This window comes from Anaplasma ovis str. Haibei, assembly GCF_002214625.1.
GTDB classification, from domain to species: Bacteria; Pseudomonadota; Alphaproteobacteria; order Rickettsiales; family Anaplasmataceae; genus Anaplasma; species Anaplasma ovis.
The window spans coordinates 623,059-649,363 of record NZ_CP015994.1; the positions used below are offsets into that span (position 1 = coordinate 623,059).

A 26,305-nucleotide genomic window follows, 5' to 3' on the forward strand; every position below is an offset into this window, starting at 1 on the left:
ACCACACCCCGTTTAACTACCTTACAGCGCGAAACACCCTATCAAGCCTCAACTCAAAGGGAAGCCAACCCTTGCTCCTCTTGAATGAGAGCACAATCACCAAAGCTTTGCCCACAATGTTTTCTATCGGTATGTTACCAACTTCTGTAACAAAGCGACTATCTCTGGAATCATCCCGGTTGTCTCCCAGCACAAAAACATGCCCTTGGGGCACTACATAAACCGGAGTATTGTCCAATGAGCTGTTTTCGAGCTCGTCTAGTATCTCGTAAGATTTGCCATTGTATAGAGTCTCAACGTACTGCCTAAAGGATTTGTTGCCATCGAAAAAATCCTCCACGCGCTTATAGCCCATCTTCTTACCGTTTATGTGTAGGCGACCACCAATTATCTGCACCCTATCACCCGGAAGGCCGATGACCCTCTTAACATAGTTTGTGCTGGGGCTTGATGGAAGACGAAACACGACAACATCACCGGCCTGAGGAGGGGTGTACAGAACCCTACCCTTGAAAATAGGTGGAGACAGCATGATCGAGTAGCGGCTGTACCCATAGCTGTACTTACTGACAAATATGCAGTCTCCCGCGAGCAACCCGCTTTTCATCGAACCAGAAGGTATGTGAAATGGCTCCATCACAAAACTACGGAAAACAACCGCAGTCAGCAACGCGGCTGCAACTACACCCAAAGCTCTGATTAGGGAAGGACCTCTCTCCCTGGGAACAGAAGACAAGCAACTCCTCCTACAATGAAAAACTGTTCCCGCAACCGCAGCCAGATTTGGCAGCAGGGTTGTTAACCACGAATCTGGAGCCGTTAATATCCTCCACGTAGTCTATGGTAGAATCTTGCAAGAATTTCCTGGAGCAACGGTCTACAAACAGTATCGGCCTACCAGAAGCATCGGAAAGTATCAGGTCTGACCCCCCTTCAACCTCATCGCTATCTTCTTCATCTTCATCACCATCCATATCGTCAAACCCCGAATCATCCTCTTCCGGATATTCGTCATCTGCATCATCTCCATACGGACCAGTAGCAAACTCATACCTAAACCCGGCGCAACCGCCACTTTGCACAGACACCCTGAGCAGCGAGGAATCGCCCTCCTCTCGCAAAACAGCCATGATCTTATTAACTGCACCCTCGGTCAGGGTAAGCCCACAACTCTCTAGACCGGACATAGAAACAACCGCGCTAACAAAAACCCCGGCGAGTGTATCATGAACTTTTTTAGAATGTCAAACAGATTGCGGAATCACCACATACACGGTACACGAGCTATACAGGCGCGGGAGAAAGTGACGTTATAACTAAACTCACAGGCTCCTATGCACTTAAACCAACACTTACGAACAAGTTCCTGTGGTGGCACATCTACCGAATAGGCCAAGGCTGTCTTACAGACGTGCTGCAACCAATACTAAAAATTGACATACTCTGCTAGGCAACGCTAAGCCACCCCCCTCCAACCACCAACGCAATATATGGCCAATCTAACAGCCACTTTGACTCAGCTACAAATACGACAAACATGCACTCATAGTGCCGCGCGTGTGGGGCACCAGGTTATATGTTTACCATATGTTAACATAACTACAGGTAGCATTTTTATAGGCTAAACACAATCTTGAAGAGCGGCTGGATGGCCAGGGCGCGATCCCAGCACTTTGCAGTCCCAGGATGAGTTTGCTCCAAACCCAACTCCAACGTCCAACCCAGGAAAATCATATGACTGAAGCAACACAGGGCAGCCCTGCTGCGGCAACCAGTAATGGTGCGGCTCACCATCCGAGTATTGCTAGCACACAATCTACGTCAAGTGCCTACACCACATATTGTAGTGGGGGTGCCAGTAAACTTCAGCAGTATCTAAGCGAGCTTGATGAAGCCCAAAGTTTGAAGGAGCTGGGCTTTGGCACCGGTTACTGCATACTAGAAAAGGCGGTAGAGAATGGAGACAAGCAGACAGTAGAGCTGCTGTGCGATCGCTTCTCTGCTTCGGTACTGCAGAGAACTCTACACCTAAACAGCGCAGAGAAGTCTCTACTGGAGCAGGTAATTGAGTGCAACGCTGCACAAAACCCAACGATTGCTTTGGAGATACTGAGGAAGTTGTGCGGTACTTGTGCCAACGAGTGTGCAAAATCTGGTCAGAAATTTGGCGTCGTTGCCAGAGATCTTATTGGATCATTGCTAGACGTGACTTCAAGCTCACAAGACAGCACAATTGCGAGCTATAGCGCGGACTCGTCCTGGGATTACCAAGCTATTAGCGATAACACCGAGCTGCAGCGTGCACAGAAAGCTCGGAAGGAGCAGTCGGAGCAGTATCGGAAAGATGCGCAGAGTGCCTACGAGGAAGCACTTGATACATCAAGAACTGGTACAGGCCACACTCACTCAGCAGCCAGCCATGCTCAACACTCATCACTTGACACCAAACACAGTGCTCATACGCACGACTCAGGTTCTGGTCATGTAATCAAGGCGGAGGCGAGTGGTGACGAGGAGACAACGCCAGAGGCGCGGGGTGTAAGCGACAGTCGCGAACACAAAACGCAGCAAGGTAGAGGGGCTGCCGCTGATACCGATAAGACAACACGTAGCAGCACTGATGATGCGGACGCACGACAAGTCGCACAGGAGCCGAGTGGCGCTTTTGTTGCCGTATCGGGACGACATAACAATCAAGATACCACCACAAAAAATAGCGAAAAAGTCAACGATGGGCAGAGTAGCGACACAATGAAACGCGAAAAGCTCTCCACTGAGGATGCACATCACACTAGTGATGATAACAGCCAAGGCGTTAGTGAGTTAATGGAGGAAGAAGAGGAGCACCAGACCGCCAGTAGCACAAACTACTATACTGCGGCGGAAACACGCGATGGTTTATCGCATGATGAAGCCGAACAGTTGCGGACTTCTGTCGAAATTGATATCGATGGTGACGCAGTACCAGGAGGTGCGTCAACAGAGCGCAAAGCGGTGTCAGCGAGGAGTGGTGCAGCAGCACGCCCGCAGCAGGCAACGCCTAGAAAGGCAAAAGCGCCGCGGCGAAATAGTAACGGAGGTCGATTCGCACGCACCACACATCATGACTCCCAAACGAGAAGTGCTGAGGAGCAGCATGATAAGCATGACAAACTTGGCGATTTATTGCAATTTGCAGAGCAGACAAAAAGTAATGTCGAAACTGTAGTGGTAGAGCTTAAGTCTCAGACCATTCCGCGCGGCGCATCGACAGTACTGAAAAAAATTTCTACAATTTTGAAGAAAATCGGTGAGGAAGTTAGGTATGCAAGAGACAAAGTTGGCAGCACCATCGCCGACGCTGCTACGCAAAACGCTCTGCTAGCAAAAATCGTAGGCCTTCTAAAAAGGCTTGCTGATGCTATACGCGATCTACTAACTAAACTCGTCAGCACTGCACAGCAGCAGGCGCAGAAGTTGACCACAATCTTGAGTCAAGTCACAAACAAAGTGCGGGAGTTTGGAGCTGAAATATCTCCCATCAAAAGAGCCAGAATACCAAGTAGTCATGATGACATGGCACCAACAGCCAAAAGGGGTAGAGCGGCTACAACTGTTCCCACTGCGTTGCTCAATGAAATACTTGCGGCCGCAGAACAAGGCAAGTTAGCAGACGCCCTGAAACGGCATATTGGTGTTTTGAGTGACCCTGAAATGCTGCACGAAGTGCTGTCATGTAGAAATGCAGCATCGCTTGACGCATTGGATCTGTGTGTAGCCAAGCCGCACAACATTGAAGACATAACCTCCGCAATCAGAGCGCTGATAAACCAAGACAACTCAGCACTGGGCACAGTGCTCGCCTACCACCTAACGCGGGGAAGAGGGCAGCATGGTCAGTCCATCATTCGGAGAATAATTGGTGCAGCAGTCGGGCGTGCCGATCCATCAGTAGTGAATAGTACAAAGGCACTAGTTACGAGGCTCATAGGCGAGTTGTGCCCGAACTCTAGCGACATAGGGCAAAGACTATTAGCGGGACATGTCGCACTTTCAGCTTTGCAGGCCGGCTCTGAGGATATTCTCTCACATGCAATGACAGTTGCAGCAATACCCGGAAGCAACCTTGTGCACAACCCAACACAGGATGCCATAGTCGCAAGCGTAATAACCTGGATTGAAAATCGAGAGTGCAAAATAGACAGTGTTGAGGACAGAGGTGCTGTAAAAGCGGTAATGTCGCTACTCAAGTCATCTGGTAAGGTATCACCAAGCGCCGTACAGGAAATGGTTGCTAGGTGCTCTGTCCCATCAACTGCCGCACTAGTTTACGAGGCGGCATGCGAGTGTGATGTCATAGACCCAAGTGCAAAGTGCAGCACAGGAACTCAAGCTTATGTAACACGGTACGAACTAGCACGCGCCATGGGCGCGCTACATTCCACTGCCTCCAGCATCAGTGGCCCCGAGAGCGCTGATCTGCATACAAACATTGCGCAGTTGCTCGGACATATTGACACCATTCTCACAGACGTGTCTACGCTAACAGGCAAGCAGTGGGTACGCGTTGCCGTACAGCTTGTACCACGCACCCAGGCTCTAACCACAAAGGTACAACACATCTGTGATGGTATCACCGCGGACACTGCGGCTTCCAACACAGCAGACATCGTTGCTCTAACGTTGTATGATGCACAGCAAATATCACAGATGATTCGCGATGTGGTCACGAATCACCCAGCAAAACGCATTAAGCACACACCCGGGATATTCGATACAGAAGGTGCAGCATCATCAAAAGACCAGAACCTCTTGGCAGCATCTGAGCGGCTACATTCGGCTTTGGAAAGTGCGCGCAGCGCGTACAAGGGGCCGTTCCGTGAAATCAGCATTGAGAATTTCGCTAACAGTTTGAGCGATGCCGAAAGAGACGTAGTGAGTGCTATTATGGGTCCCGCAGACGACCCTACTGATACGCTTAGATTAGAGCTGAAAAACGCAACACGCAAGATAGTTGATGCTATTTCTGACAACCCACACCTGGTTTTCTGCGACCAAAAAGTTACAGAAGAGATGATGCATGCAGCTACCTTGCTAGAGCTAGCTGCCAAACATGAAGCGTTGGGCAAGCGTAGGAGTTTTGCTAAAGATCGCACTTCAAATGAGCTTGTTAACAGTTTCAGAGAGAAGGCCGCCAACGCATATTATCACATAGCACAGGCTTATCGCCTAGTTGAAGAGCACAGCACAACCGCGTTGCGAGAACGTGGAGGTGAAAGCGTGGCCCTGGTGCGTGAAAAGTTGCTAAATGCGGGCAATTACGTGAAGCGGGCCGTAAAGTCTGTTCACAATAGCATTCGCGTCACCAACGTACTGGAAGCAGAGGCATGGCTACAGTATGGCAAAAATGAGCTATCGCACCTTGGTACAAGGCTTAGGAATAGCGAAACACTGCTACACTTTCAGAGAGCGGCACGTAGCGCGGCTGAGCATGTTGCGCATGCGCTCGTTTTTCTTCGTCTAGCAGTTCAAATTCTGAAAGATATAGTAGTTCACACAGTAAAGGTAGCTTCTGGCAGCGCACGGGTTACTGACATCCTAAATAACCCAGAGAGCAACCTGTTGGATATAATGCCCGCTATGCGCACTAGGATAAGAGATGCGGATACAGCGCTTTCTCGTGGCAATCAGGGCGCCGACTATGATAAGCTGAGGGAAGCACTGCATTCTGCAGATTCTATACTCTCGGAAATAGATAGTGCCCTGTCATCAGGAAACCGCGGCTTCCTGGATGGTAACGCACCGCATTTGGTCCTGCACGCATGCGCACGGGAGATCTCGCAGCGTGATTTCTCCGCTACACCGCAGCTTAGCAGCAAAATGAGCGCCGTGCTAACGGACCTGGAAAGCGTAGTTGGTAGGCTGGTAGACATAAAAGTATTAAATACCTTGGAACAATCTCCAGCTGTAGAAGTCCCTAAGGAGTTTGTTCGCAGCTCACTAAAAACGCTTGCATATACGCTACAAGTACGTTCCGCTGTGGCGGGGGTACGCGCTTTGGTTCCGAGTAATCGGTTGGCAGAGATAGCGAGGCTACTGCCAGTATCTGACGGTAAAGTTGTTATCACCAGCGGAGCCGATTTTGCGGTAGTACTCAGAGCATTGATAGAAGAGCATAACATTACCCACGTCAGGAATGCAGCCAATAGAGACGACCCAATCGTGGTGCTGAGCGAGATGTCAAGAGCAGTCGAGGGGAGCACACGTGGTGCGCAAGCAGCAGGCACCGAGACAGATAGTGTCCATACTGCAGCAGTTCCGGTGCAATTTGTTTATAACGCTTTAGTGGCGTGCTCCAACGCGATGCAGCTTAGCACAGCCATAGATGGAATACAGGCACAAATATCGGGTGACATGCTGAATGAAATCATAGTCGCAGGTTTACCAAACGATGCTAGACACAGCCGCATGGTTTCTGATGCAAGCGTCATTTCCGCCATGATAGACAACTTAATCCGGTTACACAGGGGTCTCATGCATCAAGATGCGGTATACACCGCACACAATGCCTCCGGCAGGGGTTGTTTGGATCTTGTGAGAGAAGTCATAAACCAGAAAAGCAAGTTTGACCTAGGCAGGGCAGTTCCAGCATCTATCTACTCGACTGAGCCCCGCGCAGCATTCATAGGTGGAGTTGTAGAGCAAGCGCTGATAATGCATGACGGCGGGTTTTTAGGCACACAGGCCGGAAGTAGGGACAGCGAGAGTGGTGGACGAACCGTCACTGTCAGTACAGATGTCGCGCGCAGCGTAGTTGTGGCAGCAATGCATGCAATACAGGAAGCTGTTGTTAGTGACCGCAGGGGACGTACTATTCCGCCCAGCCTGCCAAGCGATGCCATAGAGCGCATAGTGTCAGACAGGGCCGCTTCCCCCAGTAGTGATACGGTGACCCTGTCCGCGCAGGTAGTCTCTGGTGCATTTAAGCACTTTGAAGACGAAATGTTGGCAATAGGTGCACTTGCACCAAACTCAAAAATTGGGGACGAGTTGGTAAACCGGGTCGTAAGTGTAGTACTGCATATTGCCGCTCGGTACACCGGAGTCAACGCCTCCCCATGTAACCGTGGCGCACTATCCCGACACGTGGAGAAGATGGTCACCTCCCTATACATAGAAACTCAAAAGGGGTGCTGTCGCGACGCAATACGCTCCGCACTGCAGGAAGTGCAAGGCGTAGACCAAAATGTGGTCAAAGAAGCAGCGAAGTACGCGACTACGCTGGTAACCTCCGGCAGTAGCGCAGGTGCGGTTCATGTTTCAAGCTGTGTCTCACTGGCGAAGGAGATTGCCAGTACTCTGTCAGTAGGAAACATAACAACGCAAAGTGCAGTGGAGAAAAGTCTGTTTAGCTTTTTCGCAAATTCCCGGAAGCAAGGCGTGGTTGCAGTCTCAGAAAGGTTTTTTGCAAACCTATTCACGGCAATTCGTGATTCCGTAAAAAGTGCGCATGCAGCAGTCAGCGCAGAAGCGGTGAAGGCTCCTCTCGCTTTGGCCTTTGCCGCACTGACAGATGAGATGATACAGAACCTGGCACAAGGAGTTACTAAGGTCCATGACGTCGCTCTAGACTTTTGGGAAAATGGCACAGTAATTGAAGAGAGTAGTAGGGTCTCCGCGAAAGAAGCCGAACAGCGCGCAACTACCGCAGCAAGCAGTGTTGATAATGTTCCACTTGATCTCGCGCGCACAGTACTAATCACAACCATCAGTGCTGTGAGAGAATCTATCGCCAGGGCGGAACACTTAGGAACAACTCATGCTATTACTGAGCAGCAGATCGCAACACTTGTAGATTCAAAGCTTGGCAGCCAGCAAGAAGCATCGCAGGACGGAACCACCACAGTGAGGGTAACTAGCGACCTAGTGTCAGGCATTCTTACTGAACTTAATGGCGCTATACAACAGACGCAGAGCACTACCGGGATGAGCAACAGAGTTCAAATCTCAGAAGATCTGCATCCAGCAATAGCGAGGATCGCCGTGTCCGCAATTAAGGCAGGTAAGACGGCGGGTAATAGCATCTCTGCAAAACTGTTGGATAGCATGCAGCATGACGTCCATGCAGCATGTGGCACTGCCATCACTGCACCAACGACAGACTCGCAACTCTCAATGGGTAAAGCGGCGGGTAGTACCCCAGCACCGGTGCTAGATTTGGCCACAGTATTTGCCGGACTGAACGACGCAAAAGGCGTAATGGAAGAGGTGATCGCTGGCAGCAATCTAAATGAGGGACAGAAGGAGCGCATAAAATTTGCTATCGGCGAAGCAGAGAGTCTTATGGAGCACATCAGCACGAGCAGCATGAGCACCGTGGCTGAGCGCCTACAGGACAGCATTAGACTGGTTGTCAGCACCATTGCTGGCATACACCGCGATGGAAACTTAGCCCCCGGTGACCAATGTGCAATGAGCACTGTATATGGTATTCTCGTCACCCAACTCGGGTTGGTAGAAGCGGCGAGTATATCCGAAAACGCAAGGATAGTGCAGGGCCATGACTATAAAAGGCTTGCCCCCAGCGTGGTCGAGGTCGGTCACTCCGTGGTGACTCCGGAGCAGCAGGAAGCACATTCATTTTCCGACATCGAAAGTGGTGATGCTGCACAGTCTGATAGGACAGTCATAGGCCTGTGTAGGGCTACTAGACTGCTTAGAAGCATAAGTCAGTTTCTTGCCCACAACGGAACATACAACACGCTGCAAGGCGGGAAGCTCATGCGCCATCTGGGAAGTGCCGGACACAGTCTGGAGCGTGCGCAGCAAGCAGCCCTGCATCTGCTGCTCGCTAGAATTGCGGGTGGAGGCAATGGAGAATTAGTACCGCACGAGCAAGCACTTCAGCAAGCAATTATACAGTGCCAGGCGTTCTTGTTGAATGCCAAGCTTGTAGCAGCTCCACTACCCGGAGATGCAGTTTCTATGCTCAGCGGGTTATCTGACGCGGTGACATTGTTGCAGGAAACATCACAACAAGAGGAGCATACTAGCCGGCCTCAAAGGATATCGAAGGAAGATCAAGCGCTGACACAGATCTTCAGAATGGTTTCTCTCGCCAGAAGCGCGGCAGATGACGCACAGAAGGAAAAAGTTGCTGCACCTTATGTATGCCATGATGAAATAGCGGCACGCGACAGGGCACTGATGAGCCTAGGTGCTGTAGAGAACCTGGTAGGGTTTCTTTACGATGCACGCACACAGCGAGATGCGGAAGTGGTAGAGCAAATCTTGTCACATCTTGAGCAATGCAGGAACAATTTACAGGCACAGCTCATTCACAGGCGTAATGCTGCCTCCCAGGCGGAAGGTGTACAGCGGGACACTGTACAACACTACAGCACCTTTGTACAAGTTGCTATGCACGCCGTACACATTGCGCACGACCTTATACGTGAGCATGTACACGACGGAGCTGGCAACATTTTGGACAACATTTTGAGTGGGTGGGAAGTCACTGCTAACAGTCTTAGCAGTGCACAGTCAAACCCACAGGAGGTGCGCCTGCGTGCGGCTGCACTTATAGACGTGTATGAGGCCGTACGTGACGCAAGTACACTGGTTTCTGAGGTGTGCGTGAAGACCGAGCACGACGTTTTCGTGCCCCGTAAGAGCGCGTCTCAGGTACTGTGCGAATCAGTCTACGCATCAGGGCCAAGAATCACAAATGCCCCACAACACCAGGAAGTCGAGCGCGAACTTACTGTGCTAGTTGGCGACGCATTGAGCGCAAAGACCTTACTGAACCAGGTTTGCACTAAGCTTGCAGGCCATGAGGACAGCGGTATAGCGCAACTCATGGGGAACATAGAATACGCTACTGACACAATGCTAAACCGTAACCGCGGCATCGTAGCATCTAAAGAAGTGACGCAGCTATCCGATAGAATCGCAGTACTGACCAAATCCGGGCTTAGAAAATTGGCTGCAGCTGCAGGGGTGGGGAGCTCATCTGTTGCAAGCACAACAACAGACTTGGTGCAGGTCAGTGGAAGTGCTACAACCCAGACTCCGGCAAGTCCGGCTTCTGCACGTAGGGCACTAACAGCCGCACAGTGGTTCGGAACAATTGTGGATGTGTCGTCATGCACACCCGGAGCTGTTGGTGTACAGACAACAGCACCCGTACAGCTGCAGGAGATACAGGACATTTCACAGAGTTTGGCAGAGGCCGTGCAGTTGTTGTACGGGTACGGACTTGGTACGCAGCTAGACGCCGTACAGAAAGATATTGTTAACTCTCTAAAAAGCGCTGTTGGCCTATTGCCCCTGTTCACAGGAACAGGAGGCCATAGTACCCCCGAGAGTCTGCACCCTAACACCGTCAACGTGGTATACCGGTTGGGAGGTAGCGATATCCCGCAAGGCAATATTGGTGCCTTAGCAGCAAAGTTCGAGGTTATTACCCATAAGCTGTCGCTGCTGACATCGCTCGGAGACTTGCGGAACGTTGCTGTAAAACTTAAAGCTACACATGAGCAGGGTTCCGATGCCAAAGCGCGGCAAGCAGCGACACAGTTTGACGGCATAGTGAAAAAAGTAACAGAGCTTGTAAAATCAGTCGTGCAGCAAATTGACAACGCGGCTCCGGTACGGGGCTTAGAAGCACCAAACGCCGAGGGCAATCGCATTGTACTGCAGGAATTGAGAAACGTCGCAGTAGGTGCACTCACCCGCGGTTACGAGAAAAGGGGTTTGCGAGGGATGCGCGAGTCAATCGAAAGTGTACGCAAGTCAATAGGACAGAAATTCGTTGTTGTGGACTCTACACTCTTACGGAACATGTTTAGCTTGGGAGATGTAGATTCTGCTGAAGCGCTGTGCAGTACCGCTGCGCTCCCACCAGAGCACAGCTGCGTGGAGAAGGTGATAGCAACTATTGCCGATGCACTGCGCACCAACCGGGTAGACTCAGTACGTGCCTTATCCTGCTTAGATGGGGTTCTGAAGAATTCTATTGCCCTAGGAACCCTGTATACAAGCGAGACAGGTGCATACGCGCTGCGTGAGGCTGACATTACAGACATGTTGATAGCCTTCTATGAGCGCAATGATGAAAATGGTATTAGTTTCCTACACGGAAGATGCAGTTCATATACCATAGATAGCAGCAGGATAGAAAGCGCCGTGTTGGCTAGGTTGAGCAACAATACATCTCTCAACGCAGCTGATACGCTACTGCTAGACTTGTACAATCGAGACATATTTACCGACCCTGACGTGTCTATAAGGCAATGCCAGGATGCAGAAGCTAGTTTCTTAGAAATACACCTTAGCAGAGCATACGGCTTCAGAGGTATTCATAGGGAGGGATCAATAATGGAAGACGATATTGGAACTGCTGGACAGAAGCAGCCGAACCACGGAAAAAAGACTCCGAACTTTGCCGGAAAGCTGCTCCAGACAATACCCAAGATGGAAAAGAAAGGTCAGCAGCCCTGGTATGCAAGATTGTGGCAGTGGATCAAGGGTGTGATTGATTGGTGCCGTGTGGTGGCCGGCGTGGCAGTAATGTTGATCCAGGATGCGGTACGGGTACGCAGGATGAAAGCCCAGCACTCTTCACGGCAGCAGCAGGAGACTCAGCAGGTCGCTGATATACACTCTGCACGCTCCACTGACACTGGAAGCGGTAAGGGAGCACCGGATGATAAGCATGACCGTGGCGCCGACGACAAGAAAAAAGCACCTCCTTCATTCTCTGACGTGGCAGTACTGTTCAGGAGTATGCCCAAGATGGGTGAAGGCCAGCGGCCTTGGTATGCAAAATTGTGGCAGTGGGTCAAGGATGTGACCCTTTGGTTGGTTTATACCTGCGCTTTTGGACTTGCAGTTTGTCTCGACAAACTCGGCATAAGGAAGCTAAACCGCTCTGCAGAACCTACTGAATCAGGAAAGCGCGCACCACAGGAAGCGCAACAAGAGCAAAGCAACAATAGTAGCATTGCAAAAGAAGAAAATCACCGTGGCGTTTCGGAGGCTGCTGAGGCAAAACCCGAAGTTGCTGAGGAGCATTCTCCACCGACATCAGACAGCCAACAAGCGGAGGCGCGGTCACCTGGCGAGGATGAACTTCATAAAAGTCAGCAGAATAAACACCAACAAGGTGCGGCGGAAACACCACAGGGGAGAGAAGGCGATACACCTTCAAGCACCATAACAGACCCTGAAGTAGTCAAAGAAGTTAGTAAGAGCCAGGATCGCCGCAACAGCGTTTAATGAGATCCCCAAAGGGGCATCTTACTAACAAGCAGTCTTCCATATTTCGGTCACGCACGCGCCACGCAAAGCGTGGCCTGCCGTGGGGTGTCTGCTTCTCGCACACGGCATCAGTTTCTATCACAGCATTACTGCTGCAGTGGTGTCCACTGCTCATCACCGCACCATGGGACCATAATTAGGGAGTGGTACTTAGCATAGGCTACCTGAGGCACGTCACAATCGTGCAGCCGTGGTAACCCACTGCAAGACGTGGCCTATCGTGGTTGGGGCCAGGGCAACTTTTCCATATTCATCTCAGCAGCGCAGCAACCCCTCAGGTGCGTACCAGATCCCAGTTCGATTGTGCTGGCTTCCAGGCACTTCACGACATCTGAGCCATCAGGGAGTGTTTTCCGGCAAGGCAAGTATCAAATCTAGCAAAAGTGGAGTTAAGCTTCTCCAGCACAGCCGGGCTACTTCCGTGCAAAATTTCTGCATTTCCCCTGACTTTGCTGAGCGCCTCCTCCAGGAGCTGGAGTAATTCCCTCTCTATGTCTTGCAACGCCTTGAATTTTTGATTATCACGCAGGCGCAGGCACTCCATCTCCCTTTCTATCACAAAAACAATCTGCATAGTAAGTTCTGTTATGTACTCAAGAGGCTGCTGTATCATAGGGCTCACCAAACACTTGTGATGGCCAGCTTCCAGGAAAAACCTTAATCTTACGTTACGGGGAGTATGCCGAGATCGCCACCGCGCAGTGCGGGTACGTTATAGTAGGTGGCTATGGACGCGGGAGGGCGCACACCGTGACGCGAGCGATCCAGATCGCTGTGAACTATAACACCGAGCCAGGGCTTGTTTTGTCACACCTGTATTATTCGCCACGAAAGCCTATATGCACGTACGAGCAAACACCGGGCAAACATCACACGCCAAACCCTGCTCAACACAGAACGTGCACCTATGCCGTATTTTTTGACCTTGAAAGACGCTTGCGCTCATTGGGGTCCAGAAACCTTTTCCGCAGCCTCAGAGATTTTGGAGTACATTCTACCAGCTCGTCATCATTGATGAATCCTATCATTTCCTCTAGCGTCATCAACTGCGGGGGAACAAGCCTGACAGCCTCATCAGAACCTGCGGCCCTAATGTTGGTCAACTGCTTGCCCTTCAGGACGTTCACTTCAATGTCATTGCCCCTATTGTGCAACCCGACTACCATGCCCATGTATACCTTATCCTGAGGTTTGATAAACATTGCACCCCTATCTTGAAGGTTAAAAATGGCATACGCAACTGCCTCACCCTGCCCAGTAGAAATCAACACGCCGTTCACTCTACCAGGAATATCGCCCTTATGCGGTGCATACCCATGGAACAGGCGGTTCATTATACCGGTGCCCCTGGAATCTGTAAGAAACTCACCATGATAGCCAATTAGCCCCCTAGAAGGAATCAAAAACACCATGCGCACCCTTCCCTTCCCCGACGGCGACATATCCTGCATGTCACCCTTGCGGAAGCTTAATTTCTCCATTATCACGCCGCTGTATTCTTCATCAACGTCAATTACTACCTCCTCAATGGGCTCCAGAACGGCCGACCCCTCTTTCTTAAATAGGACGCGCGGGCGTGATACGGAAAGTTCAAAGCCTTCTCGCCGCATTGTTTCAATCAATACACCTAACTGCAGCTCCCCCCTGCCACCAACCTCATAAAAATCACTGCGCTCTCCCTCCTTCACCGTGATTGCAACGTTAGTCTCAGCCTCGGATAGCAGCCTGTTTTTGATCACAGTAGACGTAAGCTTGGTACCCTCAGTACCAGCCAGAGGTGAATCATTCACTCCGATAGTCACAGCCATAGTTGGGGGGTCCACCGGAGTAGAGGAAATGGGCACGCTCGCCGAAATGTCTACGATGCTGTCGGAAACCGAAGCTTTTTCAAGCCCAGCAACGGCTATTATGTCCCCAGCACTGGCCTCATCAACTGGAATACGCTTCAAACCAGAAAAGGACAGCAGCTTGGTCAGTCTGCCGCTCTCCACAACTTCACCGCCCAAGTTTAGCACTTTCACCTGCGAATTGATCTTCGCCCTACCCTGGTATATCTTACCAGTCAGCACCCTACCCAAAAACTTGTCTGACTCCAAAAGGGTCAATAACATACTGAACGGGGCGTCATAATCATACTGTGACGGCTTGATGTATTCCAAAATCGCCCCAAACAGGGGAGAAAGATCTTTACGCTCCTCGGACAAATCCCTGACGCACCAACCATTCCTCCCGGAAGCATATAGCACAGGAAAATCCAGCTGCTCACTTGTAGCATTGAGATTTATAAAAAGCTCATACACCTCATCCAAAACCTCGCTCACCCTACTATCGGGGCGATCAACTTTATTTACCACAACTACCGGTAGCAAATTGGCCTTCAGCGCTTTCGATAGCACAAACTTTGTCTGCGGCATTGGGCCCTCAGATGCGTCAACAAGCATGAGTACCCCGTCCGCCATGGAGAGTACCCTCTCCACCTCACCACCGAAATCGGCGTGGCCGGGTGTGTCTATTACATTGATTTTGTGGCTTCTCCACGTAATTGCGGTACACTTTGCCAGAATTGTAATACCCCGCTCCCGCTCCAGGTCGTTGCTATCCATCATCCGTTCAACAACTTCCTGATTATCTCTTAGTGCACCGCTTTGCTTGAGCATACTATCTAGGAGTGTAGTCTTCCCATGATCTACATGTGCAACAATAGCCAAATTACGAACAGACTCGTAATTGTTAGACATAGACTCCCCCACGACGCAACGGGATAAATCTATAGGATTTAACTAAATAATCAACGATAAAAACCACCGTGCAGCAAGTTATTGCGCAATACTATCAACAGATTTTTCGAAAAATTCATACGAGAAATCCTCCTTTTGAGGATCAAACTTTACCTCTACCCTGCCCCCGTATGCCAGCTTTCCGAACAACATTTCAAGCGCTAGGTGTTTCTTAATCTTCTGCGCAATCACACTCTGTGCCTTTCTTGCGCCATAGCCCTCCTGTTGCCCCATTTTCGTTAGAAATTCCACCGATGCTTTATCGATGCTTATGTCAACACCCTTTCTGGACAGCTGATCCCTAAGCTCGGCAATGAACTTACCTACTACTTTCTCCATCACTTCGGCACTTAGGTATGAAAATGGTACTACGGCGTCCAATCTATTGCAAAACTCCGGACCAAAAATCTTCTCTATGGCCTTGCGCTCGCTACCTATGTGAAAAGTGCGGTCGCGGTCAAACCCCAAAGCGTTTTGGCTGAATTCCACCGCCCCGGCGTTCGTAGTGAGTATGATAACAACATTACGAAAACTAACCTTGCGTCCGTAGGTGTCAGTAATGCACCCGTAGTCCATTATTTGCAGCAATATATTATACACGCTGCTATGGGCCTTTTCTATCTCATCTAGTAGCAATACGCTATATTGGTTTCTCGCTATCGTGTCGGTAAGCAAGCCACCTTGCTCATATCCCACATATCCTGGGGGAGAACCTATCATTCTAGCAACAGTGTGGGATTCCATGTATTCAGACATGTCAAATCTGACCAATTTCATCCCCATGTTCTTTGCCAGCTGTTTTACCAACTCAGTCTTCCCTACCCCAGTGGGGCCGGCTAGTAGGTAACTTGCAAGCGGTTTTTGATGGCTTCTGAGCCCAGCCTTGGCAATTCTTATTGCATCCACAATCTGCGAGATGGCTGCATCCTGTCCGAAAATAACCTTCTTCAGATTTTCTTCTAAATTTTTCACCTTATGAGTGTCGCTCGCGAAAAGGTTGTCGCACGGTATTTCAGTAATACGAGAAATTATGGCTTCGATGTCCCTACCCGTGACTATTTTACCATTTTCGTCCGATCGCAGCTTGGCATACACCCCCGCCTCATCTAGAACATCCACCGCTTTGTCTGGTAGCATCCTTTCAGCTATATACCTGTCTGACAACTCCGCAGCATATTTGACCGCCTGGCTGGTGTAGTGCACATCATGATATATCTCATAATATGACTTTATCCCACTCAGAATCTGTATAGTTTCTTCAACAGTAGATTCCTCAACATTAATCTTCTGATACCTTCTCGCCAGCGCTCGGTCCTTCTCAAAATTGCTGTTATATTCCTTGTATGTGGTTGCACCTATGCACCTGATGGAGCCCCTAGCAAGCGCTGGCTTCAGCAGGTTACTGGCGTCCAATGGGCTTCCACTAGTAGACCCAGCACCAATGATAGTATGTATCTCATCAATGAAAAGGACTGCATTCTTTTTGTTCTCTATGGCCCGGATAACCGCTTTTATTCTCTCTTCGAAGTCACCACGATACCTCGTTCCCGCAAGCAAAGAGCCCATGTCTAAAGAGTATATTTCCACACATTTGAGTTGAGGCACAATGTTTCCCTCAACAATTCGTAGCGCTAAACCCTCAACTATAGCTGTTTTTCCTACGCCAGAATCCCCAACATACAGGGGATTGTTCTTCCTCCTACGCAATAGAACTTCAATAGTACGCTCCTGCTCGTACTGCCTACCTATGACGTAGTCTATCTTCCCATTTTTGGCCAAAACATTGAGATTTACGCAATACGCCTCAAGGCTTTCACCATCCTTCGAGACCACATCCTTGGCTACATGAGGAAAGCCAACCGCCCCTCGTTTGACGAAATCCACCTCTTTGCCCAGGTCGTGTTGGTCATATAGCTCTTCCGGATGCTCGTTACTGGAAATACAACTTACAACATCAATATACTTGACATTGTGCTCATTCAAAAAAGAAACGCTACAGGAGTCTTTTTCCAAAAAAATTTCCGCCAAAACGTTTACGCCGTTAATTTCGTCTTTCCCAGAAGCATGCGCGTGCACTATAGCCCTATGCACCACCTTTTCAAATGCCATGCTCGGCCTGACTTCGGTGACATTCTGGTTCATTGCTATAGACATTTCGTATCTTAAAAAGTTAATTAAGGTCGCCCTTAATCTGTCTATAGAAACCCGACATACATATAATACTCGCCTAACATCAAGGTCATCAGTCAATGCCAGTAACAGGTGTTCCAGGGTTGCACATTCGTGACGAAAATCAAACGCTATTGATAGCGCCCTGTGTAAACTGGCCTCAAGGTTCTTCGATAACACGTAAATCCCACCCCCAACTCTCGGGGCCAGAGTACCATCTAAGCATTAAAATACATTGAAAACAAAATGGGATCAAAAATGCAAAAGTGTGTATACTACCTTGTGAATTACGCTCTATGGCCGAGGATAATGCACTGACTATGAACTTCCATTGTAACAGTATTATTGAGTTCTCCACCCTATTTTTCCTGGAGATGATTCTAGGTATTGATAACCTAATCTTCATAGCCTTGATCACCTCAAAGCTTCCGGAAAGCTTACGCAACAAGGCACGAATTTGCGGTCTTAGTGCAGCTCTGGTAATGCGCTTTGCCATGTTGTTCGGAGCTTCATTTTTATTATCAATGAATGAACAATTAATCACACTGTTGCATGTACAAATCTCCTACAGGAATATGTTCTTTATAGTGGGCGGGGCTTTCCTGGTATATAAAAGTGTACGCGAAATTTATTTGGAGATATTTCCTAAACAAAATCTAAAAATTAATGCTACACCCAAATTTCTTCTAGCAATTGGACAAATCATTGGGATTGATCTTATGCTCTCATTAGACTCTGTAATATCAGCAGTTGGGCTAACTGATAATACACTTCTCATCGCCATAATATTCGCCATATACGCTGTCATTGCGCTCTTTTTGTCCAAAGAGGTGTCTAACATCGTGCACAAGCGCTCAAGAGTTAAAACGATTGCGTTACTATTCATAGGGGCATTAGGAGCGCTGCTAGTCGCGGAAGGTATGGGGTATAACATCCCTCACAGTTACCTGTATACGACATTACTCTTTCCTATAGTAATGGAGTATATAGACTACTGGAAAGAGAAGCGCACCTTACTGAAGTAGCAAACAGCTAGGTAACCTCTTTAGTAGCCGCACATCGCTAACAAATAATAAGCAGGTGCATATCGGGCACACAGGCCACTATCTGCCAAACACCACCCCCAATAGCAGGCAGCCTCACCTCGGAGCAGCCATTATCTCACTAATCCGGAGGAAATTATCAAACTCAACATCTAGCTTGAAGTGCAACCTGGGCACATACCGTAATTTGAGATATCTGAATACCGATCTCCTGATGCTATTGGATGCATCATTCAGCGCGGCAACCACCCCATCATTATCAACCAACCTGTCCCCAATTACCACAAACACCGTGGCGTTCCTCGCATCTTCACTAACTTTCACGGCAGAAATTGATAGCACACCGCTCAGATCATAAAACTCACGAACAAATAGCTGTGCAAGCGCCCTCTTAAGAACTGACGCAACCTTCAAGCTACGCAACTTGGCAGCCGGAGTAAAAGCTATCATTCCACCACCCTAGCGTGTTCCACTACTTCGAGAACTTTTATCACATCACCCACAGCAATATCCTTGGCGCCCTCAATTAACACGCCACACTCTAGGCCGTGACTGACTTCTTTTACGTCGTCCTTGAACCGCCTTAGAACCTTTACTTTGCCCTCGCACATTATCGCGTCGTTTCTGTAAATCTTCACCGACGCACCCCTACTTACAGCACCTTCAGACACATAACAACCGATAACCGTCCCTCCTTTGCCGCTGGAAAACACCTCTCTAACAACCAACAGCCCGACCTGCACCTCTCGTATGATCGGCTTCAGCTTCCCAGAAATAACACCTTTTACGTCATCTATTAGGTCATATATAACGCGGTGATGGCGTATATCAACGTCTTTCTGCCTTACAAGATCCCGAGCTTGAGCATCTACCTTGACGTTAAACGCCAATATCACAGCCGATGCAGCCTCAGCAAGCAAAATGTCAGACTTTGTAACGTCACCAATGTCTTTATGCAGGATATTAAACTTGACCTCTTCGTGCTCAATCTGCGCTACGGAGCGGGAAATAGCCTCGAGAGAGCCGGCTACATCAGCCTTGAGTATCATGTTGACTCCTTCCTCGGGCCTACTCATGGAGAACACCGGCCCCGCGAAAACGCCGCCATTCTTACTGGACTCACGCTCACGGGAGAAGTTAATCCCTGCCCTGTGCTCAAGCAAATCCCTGGCATGTTTCTCGGAAGGCATCACCAAAAAGATGTCACCCGCTTTAGGTACTTTATCAAGCCCTAAAACCCTAACGGGCATGGATGGAAATGCTTCCTCAACACTATTATCGCCGTCATCAAACATGTTGCGTACTTTCCCGTACGAACCATCCCCAGCTACTATTACGTTCCCCTTCCTTAGCGTACCCCTCTGTACTATTACAGTCGCAACTACGCCACAATTCCTCTCTATCTTCGACTCTATTACCACACCTTGCGCCCTACCCTCAACTGGGGCCCGTAACTCTAACATCTCGGCCAAAAGCAAGACACTTGATTTCAGCTTATCTAAATTCTCTCCAGTCTTCGCAGAGACCGGTACAATTATGACGTCTCCCCCAAGCTTCTCTGGTACCACACCGTGCTGCAGCAGATCATTAGTAATCTTATCAACATTGGCATCGCTCCTGTCTATCTTGTTGACTGCTACCACCATGGATACACCTGCAGCCTTAACGTGATTTATGGATTCCACAGTTTGGGGCATAACTCCATCATCAGCAGCTACCACTAATATAACTATGTCGGTGACGTTAGTACCCCGGGCACGCATGTCAGAGAACGCCTCGTGCCCAGGTGTATCAAGGAAGGTTATCTTTTTACCATCAACATCTATCTGATAAGCACCTATGTGCTGCGTAATACCCCTGAACTCCTTTTCTGCAACGTTAGACTTGCGCAAAATGTCGAGTAGCGAGGTCTTACCATGATCCACGTGACCCATTACAGTGACAACCGGCGGCCTCGGCTCTAGTGTAAGACCACTGTCACCAATGTCAGATAACTCCCTCTCCATCTGGATCTTACTCACAACCTTGGGTCGATGATTGAATCTCTCGGCAACCTCACGTGCCACATCAGACCCAATAGCAGTGCTCTGCCTAGCCTCTACACCCATGTGTGACAAAACCCGCAACACATCTCCCACCTTCTCTGCCATCGCGGCAGCCAGCGCCTTAACCTCTATTTCATCGGGAATCACAACGTCTCTGGATATTCTGCGATCACTCTTGGAACCACCCCTACGCCTGGAAGATGCCACGAGTACATATCTCTCCTCCGTGCCACTCAGGGCATTTTCTATATCTAATTTGATGTGCTTGCTGGAGGCGCGGGAAGCCGCTGCCTTTTTGATACCACCTCCACCCTCTTTTTCTTTAATTTTGCCGCCAGCACCTTGGTAAGAATATCTCTTACCTTTGTCATCGTGCCCCCCTCTTCCAGGACGCGCGCCCGCGGCACCGGAGGTAATGTCGCCCAACACTGGAGCGGCAACTTCCGCAACTACATCATCTGCGGCGGGGGCGGGCTCTTTCACACCATCAGACCCATCTATCACATCCCCCCCTTCAGCAGGGGGCGCCGTCTCTGCTTCTTCTTCATCCCGAAACTTCTTAGCAGCCTCTTTCTGGGCGCTTATACTGTCCGCCGTGTGTATCGCATTAATCCTGGAAAGCTGCTCCCTTGCGGTCAAGCCGCATGTAGCAGACCGGGAAGCTTGTCTTTGTCTGCCATCATCAGAAGTATAAGGCAACGCGCCATAGCCCACACCCTCAGGGGAAGATACGCCACCCGACTTTCTTTTTCTACTGCGCACCTCAACGGTCATGAAGGTCCTACCGCCAGCAGAGGCAGGTGTTTTTGTAAGCGTAGAGGCTCTGGCACCTAGTTTGAGCGTAGGACGCCCACTGTTACCAGAGGAGCCGCAATCCCCTCCAAACTTCTCAACATCACTCATCAACAAGTACCCGAAAAATCTCTAAATCCACCCCATTCGCTTGCGAGACTCCAAAATGATGGAATCCACCTGCTCTTTACTCAATCTTGCCTTGGGAACCGTATCATAAAACTCATCGGTACACATCGAGGCGATGTCCTCCACGTTTCTTATGCCACCCTCACACAGCTTTACAACATCTTCTATCTCCAGATACGGAAGCTCCAGTACCTCCTCACTCACAGACATATTCTTCAGCGTCTCAAGCGCTTCCTCGCGTCTACGGGTCAGATACTCAGCAGCGCGCTTTTTGAGCTCCACCGCAATCTCCTCATTAAACCCGTCTATCGCGGTAATCTCAGCAACGTCAACCTTGTCCAAATCTTCTATTGTAGAAAAACCCTCACTTACTAACAGTTGCCCTATAATCTCCTCGACATCCAACCCGTCAACGAAAACTTTAGCCCCAAAACTAAGCTCCTTGGCCTTTCGCGTAGATTCCGTCTCATCCCCGATGACGTCAATCTCCCACCCTACAAGCTCAGAGGCCAATCTTATGTTCTGGCCGTACCTACCTATCGCTAGGCTAACCTGATTTTCCGGAACGACGAGCTCTATCTTCTCCACATCTTCATCTATGATGACTTTCACAACCTCAGCAGGGGCTATTGCGCTCACTACAAACTTCGCGAGGTCTGATGAATACAGCACAACATCTATCTTTTCTCCGTGTAACTCGGAGACTATATTTTGTATTCTCACGCCCCGCGCACCTATGCACGCACCCACCGGGTCCACGTTTTTGTCTGAAGAGAACACGGCCACCTTAGACCTAGAACCAGGATCCCTGGCCAGCGCCTTTATGGAAACTATCCCGTCATACACCTCGGGTATCTCTTGCTTGAACAAGAGCTCCATGAACCTCCTGCTAACTCTAGAAAGGAAGATCTGAGGACCAGATAGCTCTTCTTGTCGCACCTCTTCTACGTGAGCCTTTACCCTGTCATTGGGGCGGAAGACCTCCCCCCTTATGGTATTATAGACAGGTAGGTATCCCTCACTACCGTTAAGATCGACCACCACATTGTTGTACTCAACCCGTTTGACAACCCCATAGACAAGGTCACCAACTCGGTCTTTAAATTCCTCATACTGGCGCTTCCGCTCCTGAATCATGATTAGCTGCGCAACTTTCTGCCTCGCAACCTTGGCGGAGTTATAGTCAACGTCCACAGGAGGTAGCGGCTCAAGCAGGATATCACCAACCTTTACATCCTCCTTACCATCAGCAACCGCATCAGAGATCTTGATCAACTTGTATTTATTCACCTCACCAGGCAAGATACCATACTGCTCGCTATCGAAGCTCATATCATCATTAACTACCAGAGCCTGCCTGGAGAGAGAGATCACACCCGTCTTTCTGTCTATTGACGCTTTGATCTTACAGTCACCATACTTGCTGCGACTCACAAGTTCCAAAGCCTGCTCTATCGCATCCACCACCATTTCCAGATTCAGACCCTTCTGCTCCGCAACGTCCCGAGCAACCCTGATTAGCTCCAGATTATCAAAATTATACAGATTCACCATAAAACCCCTTGCACGAGCCCGAAACGCCTATTACACCTTGATGGTAGAAGCGGCGCTTTTACGCAACACGCCACGGCGATTCTACTTATGAGGCCAATTTGAGTCAAGACATTTCTCCACCCTAAAAAGCAGAAGTGGAATAGGGTATCTCAGCCACAGAGCCGCATAAGGACTACCTTGCCTGCTACCTGCAGAATATATGGGAGCATTAACACCCAGCTAACCCTTCCCGCAAAAAGCGCACCTGGCGCCCAAAAATGCTCTGATGACGGCAAAATCACACGGAGTCGCAGGTATAGCATCACACCATGCACAAACCCCCTCAGCCCGTTGCGGCCCTTCTCTTCTCGCCCAATATCAGAATCGCGGGAGTGAACAACAGCGTGATGATCGTGGCAAGCAGTAGCCCCACAGAAGTTGTGGTAGACAACTCAAACCACATTTGGCTGGATGGGGAATCGTACAGGATTCGCCTACCTAGAAAGTCTATGCTTACCCTCAAAACCATGGGTAGAAGACCTAAAACTCCTGTGATAACGGTCAAAAATATTGGCCTCAGCCTGGAAAGCGCAGATTTCAATATGGCATCCTTCCTGTCTGACAACGTCTTACAGTTTTCTCGGTAAGCATCCACGAGCAATATGTTGTTATTAACCACTATACCGGAAAGCACAATGATGCCAACCCCGCCCATGACGACCCCAAATGCTTTGTAGGTAACCAAAAACCCCAAAAATACACATGTGGTGGATAAAAACACTGCAGTCATCACCACTGCAACGTAGTAGAAGCTGTTCAGCTCTCCTACCAAGACTAACACCATCAGAAGTAGGACTAAACAGAATGCTGTTATCAAAAACTCCTTGGATTCTTCCTGACTTTCTATATCCCCAAGAAAACTGGCCGTGATATTGGAACCAATTTGCTGATCTAAAATATTTTTGAGGTACTCTACTCGCTCACTCACAAGATACCCCGGCAGCAAGTTGGAATAGATGGTAAGCGACCTTAATCCATCCACCCGTTTTATCACATCCGCTCCATGTCTCACTTTTCCATCGACAAAATAGGAGACCGGAACAGCCCCGTGTACGGTATTTATAGACAGGCGGTCCAATCCTTTCAGTGATCTATCACCCTCATGAAACCTGGCCAAAATGTCTATGCCATCTTTGGCCCCTTCTGGGTAATATTTGCCTACAATCGTGCCACTTGTTAGCAACTTGACGAACTGCCCTACCAATACCACATCCGCACCGAATGAGATTGCTTTCTTTCTGTTTATATCAACACTCCACTCGGCTCCCGTAAGTAGGTTATCGCGCGTGACCCCAGTAAAACCTTGAGATTTACCCATCGCAGATACTAAGACATTGGCAGCGGATTCTAGATCCTCAACACTTTCACCCCTCAGGTTCACCTCCAGCGGCTTACCCTTGTTTGGCTTCATGCTATCACCCTTAACGTCAAACGTTACCCCGGCAATATCCCGCAACCGCTCGATAATCTCCCTTAGCAACACGGTGGACTTCTTGCGCAGGTACCAATCCTGAAATTCGATGTTAATTGCACCAATCACCCTACTGTTCCATGGATCATCCAAGCCGTGCCCAACCAGCGCATAGAGAAGCTTAATCCCCTCCACGCCCGCAATTTTCTCCTCAGCGCATCTAATTATTTCATCTTTTTCCTGCAACGAAAGGTTGCTGTCGCTTTTTACTTCTATAACGGCGCGGTCAGGCTCGATCTCGGGGAAGAATTCCATCCCAGGACCTATAGTAAAATACGCTATTGTAGCTAGCATCAGAGACCCGACTGTGGCACACACAAACTTTTTTGGGTGATCAAGCACAACACGTAATACCTTAGCGTACAAGCGTGTTGCACTGCCTAGTTTACTAATATCTAAATCTTCTATCGCGTTGATCTTTGACACATCTTCCTCAGACGTCGCCGAAGGCTTACCGAACATAGAGCCCAACACTGGAGTAAACACTATGGCCATAATCCAAGACCCCACTAACGTGGAGATTGAAACTACTGGTATGTGCTTCATAAACTCACCAATAATTCCAGGCCAAAACAGCAGGGGAATGAAAACCGCCAGCCTGGTCATGGTGGATGAGGCTATGGGCCAAAACATCTTAAAAGATGCCAACTTATACGCTGATGTCCTATCCAGCCCGTATACCATCTTCCGGTCCGCATATTCACTCACCACTATAGCGTCATCCACCAACATTCCCACAACCATGATCAGGGTGAACAGTATGACGATGTTGAGGGTGTACCCCATGACGTATATGACAACAATCCCCAGCAGAAATGAGACTGGTATGGAAAGAGCAACCAGAATGGCTGTGCGCACACCCATAAATGCCATCATTACCAACATAACCAGCAGCACAGAAAATGCTACTGTGTTTTCAAGCTCGTGCAGGATAGCTGACACCTCTTGGGACTGATCCTGTATAAAAAGCAGCGATACCCCTTCCGGTAGGAACTTACTTGCACCCTTCAACAGAGCGGTAACGTGCTCAACAACTTCGGAAATATTGCTCCCACCCTTCTTCGAGATTTCCAATACAACGCACCGCTGTCCATTAATTCTGGCAAACTCTTTCGCGTCTTCCAAAGCCAACTTCACCTTTGCAACATTGCCGATAGTGACAACGGCATCACCGCGCGCCTTTAGTACTACATCTAAAATCTGTTTACGGCTGTCTAATAGGCCATTAACCTTTATTTTATGGCTACCAACCTCCGATTCAAGCACACCATAATCCACAAACGCGTGGTTTCTCGCTATCGCCTGCGCCATGTCTGTCAGCTGTATTCCATGGTGGTCCATAAGCTCTGGAATTAGATCCAGCTCTACAACGTCCTTACGCAGACCAACAGCATTTACCTTAAAAACGTCACTCAGGGCCTCAATTCTGTACTTTAGCTCGCGTGCTACAGAGCACAAAGACCTAGTTGGCAAATCCCCAGCAACAGCCACACTGAGTACGGGCAGCAAACCTAGATTCCGCTCCTCAGCCAGGAGTGAGGTAACATTTCTTGGAAGCTTTGGGCGCACCACATCAAGCCGGGCTCTGACGTCTTCCACGGCGGCTTTTATATCCGAACCATGGCGAAACTCAAGCACCATGCTGACAACACCATCCCGCACTATGGAGACAACCCTCTTAACCCCAGAAACCGATCGTATCTCTCTCTCAATGGGCAGGGCCAATAACACCTCGGCCAGTTCTGCTGGCACGCCCTCCATAGCAGCGGTGACGTTAATAACCGGAGCTCTGACCCCAGGAATTTTCTCACGCGGCAGTTTGTAGTAAAAGTATGCCCCGGCTATGGAAACAACAAACAAAACGAATAGGGTAAGCCTACTCTTCTCCAAAAAGAACCCTGAAATCCTACTCACGACAACCACACCGTTCTGTCAACACACTACGCATTTGAGGGGCTCGCAACTGGAGCCCAAGCGCATCATTCT

11 protein-coding genes are annotated in these 26,305 nt (G+C 49.3%); 2 read left to right on the plus strand and 9 right to left on the minus strand.

The window, feature by feature from the left end:
• Positions 1-16 precede the first annotated feature (16 nt).
• Positions 17-736 (minus strand): signal peptidase I, encoded by a 720-nt coding sequence (lepB, locus tag AOV_RS02565; RefSeq protein ID WP_117374433.1) that lies wholly within the window; start codon positions 734-736, stop codon positions 17-19.
• A gap of 10 nt (positions 737-746) precedes the next feature.
• A complete protein-coding gene (locus AOV_RS02570; protein ID WP_075139010.1) occupies positions 747-1,187 on the minus strand; it encodes a HesB/IscA family protein in 441 nt (146 codons plus the stop codon).
• Between the two features lie 547 nt (positions 1,188-1,734).
• On the opposite strand from AOV_RS02570, the gene AOV_RS02575 reads away from it, so the two are divergent.
• Positions 1,735-12,258 carry a hypothetical protein gene (locus AOV_RS02575; RefSeq protein ID WP_075139011.1) on the plus strand — a complete coding sequence of 3,508 codons (10,524 nt, stop codon included), beginning with the start codon at positions 1,735-1,737 and terminating at the stop codon, positions 12,256-12,258.
• Positions 12,259-12,622: 364 nt separating this feature from the next.
• Here AOV_RS02575 and AOV_RS02580 read toward each other — a convergent pair whose 3' ends face one another.
• The 3 genes from AOV_RS02580 to AOV_RS02590 form a co-directional block, all read right to left on the minus strand.
• Entirely contained in the window at positions 12,623-12,913 is a 291-nt protein-coding gene (locus AOV_RS02580; RefSeq protein WP_233497095.1) for a hypothetical protein, read from the minus strand.
• Positions 12,914-13,205: 292 nt separating this feature from the next.
• Positions 13,206-15,038, minus strand: coding sequence for a translational GTPase TypA (gene typA / locus AOV_RS02585; RefSeq protein ID WP_075139012.1), 1,833 nt, complete (start codon positions 15,036-15,038; stop codon positions 13,206-13,208).
• Between the two features lie 78 nt (positions 15,039-15,116).
• Positions 15,117-17,426: an AAA family ATPase gene (locus AOV_RS02590; RefSeq protein ID WP_075139013.1), complete on the minus strand. Its 2,310-nt coding sequence runs from the start codon at positions 17,424-17,426 to the stop codon at positions 15,117-15,119.
• 116 nt (positions 17,427-17,542) lie between these two features.
• Here AOV_RS02590 and AOV_RS02595 point away from each other — a divergent pair, with 116 nt between their 5' ends.
• A complete protein-coding gene (locus tag AOV_RS02595; protein WP_233497096.1) occupies positions 17,543-18,271 on the plus strand; it encodes a TerC family protein in 729 nt (242 codons plus the stop codon).
• Between the two features lie 114 nt (positions 18,272-18,385).
• Here AOV_RS02595 and rbfA read toward each other — a convergent pair whose 3' ends face one another.
• From rbfA to AOV_RS02615, 4 genes are all read right to left on the minus strand, one after another.
• The gene (rbfA, locus tag AOV_RS02600) at positions 18,386-18,739 is read right to left on the minus strand and encodes a 30S ribosome-binding factor RbfA (protein WP_075139014.1); all 354 of its coding nucleotides are present in this window, start codon (positions 18,737-18,739) and stop codon (positions 18,386-18,388) included.
• Positions 18,736-21,237 (minus strand): translation initiation factor IF-2, encoded by a 2,502-nt coding sequence (gene infB, locus AOV_RS02605; protein ID WP_075139015.1) that lies wholly within the window; start codon positions 21,235-21,237, stop codon positions 18,736-18,738. Before infB ends, rbfA begins: the two co-directional genes overlap by 4 nt.
• A 21-nt stretch (positions 21,238-21,258) precedes the next feature.
• On the minus strand, positions 21,259-22,809 hold the full coding sequence (gene nusA, locus AOV_RS02610; RefSeq protein ID WP_075139016.1) for a transcription termination factor NusA: 1,551 nt from the start codon (positions 22,807-22,809) through the stop codon (positions 21,259-21,261).
• A 322-nt stretch (positions 22,810-23,131) separates the two neighbouring features.
• A complete protein-coding gene (locus AOV_RS02615; protein ID WP_075139017.1) occupies positions 23,132-26,233 on the minus strand; it encodes an efflux RND transporter permease subunit in 3,102 nt (1,033 codons plus the stop codon).
• Between the last annotated feature and the right edge of the window lie 72 nt (positions 26,234-26,305).

Coding starts and splice junctions, on each gene's coding strand:
- AOV_RS02570 (WP_075139010.1), bottom strand. CDS start 1,187: ATGTCCGGTCTAGAGAGTTGTGGGCTTACCCTGACCGAGGGTGCAGTT.
- AOV_RS02575 (WP_075139011.1), top strand. CDS start 1,735: ATGACTGAAGCAACACAGGGCAGCCCTGCTGCGGCAACCAGTAATGGT.
- AOV_RS02580 (WP_233497095.1), bottom strand. CDS start 12,913: ATGATACAGCAGCCTCTTGAGTACATAACAGAACTTACTATGCAGATT.
- typA (WP_075139012.1), bottom strand. CDS start 15,038: ATGTCTAACAATTACGAGTCTGTTCGTAATTTGGCTATTGTTGCACAT.
- AOV_RS02595 (WP_233497096.1), top strand. CDS start 17,543: ATGGCCGAGGATAATGCACTGACTATGAACTTCCATTGTAACAGTATT.
- rbfA (WP_075139014.1), bottom strand. CDS start 18,739: ATGATAGCTTTTACTCCGGCTGCCAAGTTGCGTAGCTTGAAGGTTGCG.
- infB (WP_075139015.1), bottom strand. CDS start 21,237: ATGAGTGATGTTGAGAAGTTTGGAGGGGATTGCGGCTCCTCTGGTAAC.
- nusA (WP_075139016.1), bottom strand. CDS start 22,809: ATGGTGAATCTGTATAATTTTGATAATCTGGAGCTAATCAGGGTTGCT.